The organism is Turicibacter sp. HGF1 (genome assembly GCF_000191865.1).
In the GTDB taxonomy this organism is placed as follows: domain Bacteria; phylum Bacillota_I; class Bacilli_A; order MOL361; family Turicibacteraceae; genus Turicibacter; species Turicibacter sanguinis.
The window spans coordinates 75762-82741 of record NZ_AEXQ01000059.1 but is presented as its reverse complement, the minus strand read 5'-3'; the positions used below and the strand labels follow the sequence as shown (position 1 = coordinate 82741).

The window sequence follows — 6980 nt, the reverse complement described above, 5'->3', positions numbered from 1 at the left end:
CCAAAAATTTATTAACATCCTTATTAGGGTGTTTTTTTTATGTTTTTAAATATAATTTTATTCTAATGATCAAAGTTTTCCTTTAAATGAAATGAAATTTACAAATAAAGTTTACTTGGGGTATACTAGTATTGAACTTATTAAATAAGAGTACATACCAATGGAGGTTAGTTATGGATGTAGCAGTTATAGGTGTCAATCATCACTTGGCTCCAATACAGATTAGGGAAAAAGTTTCATTTACAGATTCTCAAAAAATAGAAGCTATAAATGTTTTGTTGGATCAGGATATCAATGAAATTGTTATTTTATCTACATGCAATAGAAGTGAAATTTACATTCATGCTAATACAATTGACGAAAAGATTAATGTTATTAAAAATTTTTATGAAGAATTCTTTCATGATGATGAGATAAAAAATTTCCTATTTTCAAAAACGGGAGAACGGGCAATGGGTCATTTATTTGAGGTGGCATCTGGTCTAGATTCTATTGTTTTAGGTGAAGATCAAATTTTAGGACAAGTAAAAAAAGCCCATGAATTTTCTATGCAACTTGGGGCAAGTAAAAAGTATTTTAATAAACTCTTTAGAGAAGCAATTATGACCGCTAAAGAAATTAAGAATACGACTAAAATCTCTGAGCAACCTTTATCAATTAGTTATATAGCTATAAAACTTTTAAAAGAAAAAATAGGTTCGTTAAAAGGAAAGAATGCTTTAGTTATTGGGTATGGAAAGATGAGTAAATTAGCGATTACTTATCTGAATGATGAGCAGGTTAATGAGATTTATGTGGCAAATAGAAGTCACGGCAAAGTTCAGGATATTGGCGATAGGTTTACTAATGTCATGCCTATTCTATATGAAAATCGGTACGATGTATTGAATGATGTTGATTTAGTTATAACAGCTACTGCCTCTCCTCATGTTATTTTAAAGCTAGAGCATATGCCAACGATTGATCATAAGATTTGCATGATGGATATTGCGCTTCCTCGCGATATTGATCCAGCTATTAAAAAAATGAATAATATTGAACTTTATGATATTGACGACTTAAAGAAAATACACGAAGAGAATGATAATAAGCGAAATGAGTTAGCACTAATTGGACGTCAAATTATTAATCGTAAAATAGAAGAGTTTCTACAGTGGCTAGAGTTAGCTAACATTGACCCAACCATTCAATCATTAAATGAAAAATGTTTGGAAATTAAATCGGATAGTTTAGATTACTTATTTAAAAAAATAAATCTGGATGCAAAAGAGAGAAAATTGATTGATAGGATGATGGAATCGGCCTTAAAACGATTAATAAGAGAGCCTATTATTAATCTAAAACAAATTGATAATAAACATAAACGTGATGAGTATATTAAGTTAATTGAGGAATTATTTGATATCTAGTATTAGGAGGCAACAGGATGATAAATATAAAATCACAGAAAATTTTTGAAGAAGCAATTGAATATATACCTGGCGGAGTTAATAGTCCCGTAAGAGCATTTAAATCAGTAGGGTTGAGTCCAATTTTTATTGATCATGCCCATGGTAGCAAGATATATGATGTAGATGGTAATGAATATATTGATTACATTTGTTCTTGGGGACCTCTTATGTTAGGCCATTCTCCGCAAGAATTAACTGATGGAATCGAAGACGTGATTAAAAAGGGGACAAGTTTTGGGGTACCAACACAAATCGAAGTTGAGATGGCCAAGATTATTGTAGATGCCTATCCAGCTATTGATCAGGTACGAATGGTTAATTCAGGAACTGAAGCGACAATGAGTGCGTTACGAGTTGCAAGAGGATATACCAATAGAAATAAGATCTTAAAGTTTGAGGGATGCTATCATGGTCATTCAGATGCACTATTAGTTCAATCTGGTTCTGGAACCATTACTTATGGGGTGCCAACAAGTCCTGGAGTGCCTGAAGATGTGGTTAAACACACTTTAGTCTGCAAATATAATGATTTAGCAGCTGTTAGACGTATTTTTGAGGAACAAGGAAATGAGATAGCCGCTGTGATTGTAGAAACTATTTCTGGTAATATGGGACTAGTTAAAGGAAAACAAGAATTCATTGAATTATTACGCGAGGTATGTACTGAATATGGAGCTGTTTTAATTTTTGATGAGGTTATTACTGGATTTAGAATTGATTATCATAGTTCTCCTGCTTATTTTAACGTTGAACCTGATATGGTTTGCTTTGGAAAAATTATTGGAGCAGGACTTCCTGTTGGTGCATACGGCGGAAAAAAAGAGATTATGAGTGTTGTATCTCCTGTCGGGCCAGTTTATCAAGCTGGAACTTTATCCGGTAACCCATTAGCTATGTATATGGGGAAAAAGAATTTAGAAATTTTAAGGGATAACCCGCAAATCTATACTGAATTAGATCGAAAAGCTCTAAAACTTGAAGAGGGAATTAAAGCTAATTTAGAGAAGCTAGGATTAGATTATACGGTAACACGTGCGGGTTCATTAGTTTGTTTATTCTTTGCTAAAGGACCTATTGAAAATTATGATGATGCTAAGCGATGCGATATCGATAGATTTAATAAGTATTTTAAAGCGTTATTAAGTCAAGGAATTTTAATTGGTCCTAGTCAATATGAAGCGATGTTCTTATCCAATGCTCATACGGATGAAGATATTGAAAAAACAATTGAAGCAAATTACGAAGCATTAAAATTGGCTCATCAAGAATGATTTATTATGTGATAAAAACCTAGTCCATTTGGCTAGGTTAATTTTTTAAAGGTTTCAAGGAGATAAATGATGAAAAAAGCTGTATTAGTTGTAAGTTATGGAACAAGCCATAAAGAAACACGAGAAAAAACAATAGAGGCTTGTGAGAAAAAAATACATAAATCTTTTAAAGATTATGATTTTTATAGGGCATATACATCTGATAAGATTATCAGTAAGATAAAAGAACGAGAAGGAGTAGAGATTCATAACCCAACTAAGGCTTTATCACAAATATTAGAAAAAGGATATGATGAAGTATTAGTGCAATCTTTGCATATTATTTGCGGAGATGAGTTTAATCAATTAAAAGAAGAGGTAGAAGCCTATCAACATAAATTCAAAAAAATTTTATTAGGGAGGCCTTTATTGTCAGTTGGTCATGATTACGAGGAGGTAGCAAAGGCTTTAGAAGATGAGTTGTTTGCCATGAATAAAGATGAGGCCGTTGTATTTATGGGACATGGGATGTCTCATAAATGTAATCAAGAGTATTTAGGAGTTGAGTCTGCTTTAAGATCGCATGGTATCAATGCTTATGTAGGAACGATTGAAGGGACGCCTAGATTAGAAGAGGTGATACCGCGATTAAAGGCTGGTCAAGTAAAGACGGTTAATTTAATGCCTATGATGTTAGTAGTAGGGTACCATGCTAAAAAAGAGATGATAGGCAATAGTCAAGATTCATGGAAAAATGTATTGGAGTCCGAAGGATTTGTTGTGAATGTTCAACTGAAAGGTCTAGGAGAGAATATTGGGATCCAAGATAAGTTTTTAAAACATGCGCAAGAGTGCTTAAAGGAGGTTTAGTATGCGAGTAGTGGTCGGTACAAGAGGAAGTAAATTAGCGCTGACGCAAACGCAATGGGTGATTGATCAGTTAAGAAAATATCATCCTGAGGTGGAATTTGAAGTTAAAATCATCAAGACAAAAGGTGATTTGATTCAACATGTTTCGTTGGATAAAATAGGAGATAAAGGGTTATTTGTAAGAGAAATAGAGCAACAATTATTAGATAAAGAAATTGATATAGCTGTTCATAGTATGAAAGATATGCCGTCAAAATTGCCCAAAGGGTTAAAGTTTGCAGCGGTTCCTAAACGCGAAGATCCACGAGATGTGCTAATCTTAAAAGATGGATATAAAACGTTAGAGGATTTGCCTAAAGGGGCTAAAATAGGAACGGGAAGTAAAAGAAGAAAGTATCAATTATTAAAATATCGACCAGATTTAGATATTTTATCGATTAGGGGAAATATTGATACGAGAATTAGAAAAATAGAGGATGAGAATTTAGATGGAATCGTACTTGCGGCTGCAGGGATATTAAGAGCGGGAATGAGTGAAATGATTAGTAGTTATATTCCAGTTGATATTATGGTGCCGGCTCCAGCTCAAGGAGCATTAGCGATTCAGATTAGGGAAGCAGATTTAGAGATTGAAGCGTTAATAGAGAGTATTAAAGATGTTGAAACTGAAATTAGGGTAGCAGCAGAAAGAGCCTTTTTAGCAGGTGTGAATGGTGGCTGTCATATTCCAATGGGAGCGTATTGTGAATTAGAGGGTGAAAAGCTTAAGTTAACAGGCCTTTATGGAAGTGAGAATGGAAATTGTCTGGTGAGGAAGTGTTTAGAAGGTGGAATTGAGTCACCGATTGAGTTAGGATTAGAGGTTGCACAGTTTGTTTTAAAGGAGTATGACAATTATGAAAGGTAAGGTTTATCTTGTAGGAGCAGGGCCAGGTGATTATAAGTTATTAACGTTAAAGGGACTAGAGTGTATTCAGCAGGCAGATGTTATTGTTTATGATCGATTAGCGAATGTTCATTATTTAAAGGAAGCTAAACCCGATTGTGAGATTATTTATGTTGGCAAGGCATCTAGTGATCATACGCTACCTCAAGATGATATTAATCGTGTGATTGTTGAGAAAGCGAAGGAAGGTAAGATCGTGACACGATTAAAGGGTGGGGATCCTTATGTTTTTGGTCGTGGAGGTGAAGAGGGAGAAGCGTTAAAGTCTGAGGGAATTGAGTTTGAGGTAGTACCAGGTATTACGTCTGCTATTGGAGGACTTTGTTATGCAGGGATTCCAATTACTCATCGTGATCATGCATCGTCATTTCATGTGGTGACGGGGCATTTAAGAGCAGATGATAAGGAAAATCCTGAGATTAATTGGAATGCTTTGGCGAATATAGGCGGAACGTTAGTCTTTTTAATGGGGGTGGCTAATTTGAAAAAAATTAGCGACTGTTTAATGAGAGAAGGTAAAGATGGTAAAACACCGGTAGCGTTAATTAGTTGGGCAACACGTTTTAATCAGCGAGTGATTACTTCAACGCTTGATGAGGTTTACGATACGGCGATTAAGGAGAAGGTGAAGCCACCAACGTTGATTGTGGTGGGATCGGTTGTTGGATTGCGTGAGTCATTGAATTTCTTTGAGAATAAGCCGTTGTTTGGAAAAAATGTGATGGTGACACGTAGCCGAACTCAAAGTAGTTCGTTGGTTGAGAAGGTGATGGATTTAGGTGGAAATCCGATTGAGGTGCCAACGATTAGGATTGAGAAGATTAAGGATAATGTTGAATTAGAGCAAGCGATTAAGGAGATACAAGATTATACGTATTTAATTTTGAGTAGTCAGAATGCGGTGGATATTTTCTTTGATCAGTTAGATGAATTAGGATTTGATGCAAGGGCATTGGCTCATTTGAAGGTGTGTGCGATAGGAAGTGCAACGGCCAAGGCGGTGAAAGACCGCGGGATTAAGGCTGACTTGATTCCATCTAAATTTGTTTCAGAGGCTCTTTGTGAGGAGTTAAGAGACGTATTAAAACCTGAGGATCGAGTGTTAATTCCAAGAGCTAAGAATGCACGAGATGTTTTGGTTGAGACGTTAGGTCAAATTTGTTCCGTTCATGAGGTTCATACGTATGAAAGTGTGATGGATACAAGTATGAAAGAGGATGTCACTGAGCTATTAACCAATCATCAGGTTGACTATGTGACGTTCGCTAGTTCGGCAACGGTTAAGAATTTTGTTAAGATGTTAGGGACTGATTATTTAGAAAAATTGAATCAGACAAAGGTCATATCAATAGGACCTGTGACCTCTAAAACATTGCAAGATTTAAAAATCGAAGTATACAAGGAAGCAAAGGAAGCAAGTATTGATGCGCTTGTTGAAGCGATGATTGGAGGCCATTAGAATGTTAAGAAGACCACGTCGATTAAGAACGAGTCAAGCAATTCGAAATTTAGTAAGAGAAACGAAGTTAAATGTTGAGGATTTAATTTATCCGTTATTTATTGTCGAAGGCGAAGGAATTAAACGTGAGATTTCATCGTTACCAGATGTTTATCATTTTTCAGTAGATCAATTAGAGGCCGAAATTATAGAGTTAGGCGAACTTGGAATTGAGCATGTGATTTTATTTGGAATTCCTCATGATGAGGATAAAGATGCATGTGGAAGTGAAGGATTTAATGAAAATGGAGTAATTCAACGTGCCATTCGAAAAATTAAAGAAGTGAATCCTGCTATGAATGTCATTACAGATGTTTGTATGTGCGAGTATACAAGTCATGGACACTGTGGAATTTTAAATGAGGAAGGGTATGTTAAGAATGATTTGACCCTTGAGTATTTAACGAAGATTGCCGTGAGTCATGCGTTGGCAGGAGCAGATATGATTGCACCATCTGATATGATGGATGGACGTATTAAAGCGATTCGTGAAGGATTAGATGCAGCAGGGTTTGAGAGTATTGCGATTATGTCATACAGTGTTAAATATGCGTCAACGTTTTATGGACCGTTTCGTGAGGCGGCTAACTCTGCGCCGGCTTTTGGAGATCGAAAAACGTATCAAATGGATCCGGCTAATTCAAATGAAGCCTTAATCGAAGCAGAACTAGATGTATTAGAAGGGGCTGATATTTTAATGGTGAAGCCAGCCCTTTCTTATTTAGATGTCATTCGCCGTGTGAAGGATGAGTTTGATCTTCCATTAGCAGCCTATAATGTGAGTGGGGAGTATGCCATGTTAAAATCGGCAGTTAAAAATGGGATTTTAGCAGAGGGAGCCATTTATGAATCGGTGATGTCGATTAAACGTGCGGGAGCAGATATTATTATTACGTATTTCGCTAAAGATTTGGCAAAGATGTTAAAAAAATAAACATAAAAAGACTGATGACGCTTGCGATAGT

General features: G+C 35.7%; 6 protein-coding genes. All 6 read left to right on the top strand.

From position 1 onward, the window contains the following. The first annotated feature begins 173 nt into the window (after positions 1 to 173). The gene (hemA, locus tag HMPREF9402_RS05600) at positions 174 to 1409 is read left to right on the top strand and encodes a glutamyl-tRNA reductase (protein WP_009606778.1); all 1236 of its coding nucleotides are present in this window, start codon (positions 174 to 176) and stop codon (positions 1407 to 1409) included. 17 nt (positions 1410 to 1426) lie between these two features. Then, entirely contained in the window at positions 1427 to 2722 is a 1296-nt protein-coding gene (hemL, locus tag HMPREF9402_RS05595) for a glutamate-1-semialdehyde 2,1-aminomutase (RefSeq protein WP_006783544.1), read from the top strand. 69 nt (positions 2723 to 2791) lie between these two features. Beyond that, a complete protein-coding gene (locus tag HMPREF9402_RS05590; protein WP_009606788.1) occupies positions 2792 to 3571 on the top strand; it encodes a sirohydrochlorin cobaltochelatase in 780 nt (259 codons plus the stop codon). 1 nt (position 3572) lies between these two features. After that, positions 3573 to 4478 (top strand): hydroxymethylbilane synthase, encoded by a 906-nt coding sequence (gene hemC, locus HMPREF9402_RS05585; RefSeq protein ID WP_009606761.1) that lies wholly within the window; start codon positions 3573 to 3575, stop codon positions 4476 to 4478. Further along, positions 4468 to 5976: a uroporphyrinogen-III C-methyltransferase gene (gene cobA, locus HMPREF9402_RS05580; RefSeq protein WP_009606768.1), complete on the top strand. Its 1509-nt coding sequence runs from the start codon at positions 4468 to 4470 to the stop codon at positions 5974 to 5976. Before hemC ends, cobA begins: the two co-directional genes overlap by 11 nt. 1 nt (position 5977) lies before the next feature. Continuing rightward, positions 5978 to 6949, top strand: a complete 972-nt coding sequence (gene hemB / locus HMPREF9402_RS05575) for a porphobilinogen synthase (protein WP_009606769.1) — start codon at positions 5978 to 5980, stop codon at positions 6947 to 6949. Positions 6950 to 6980 lie beyond the last annotated feature (31 nt).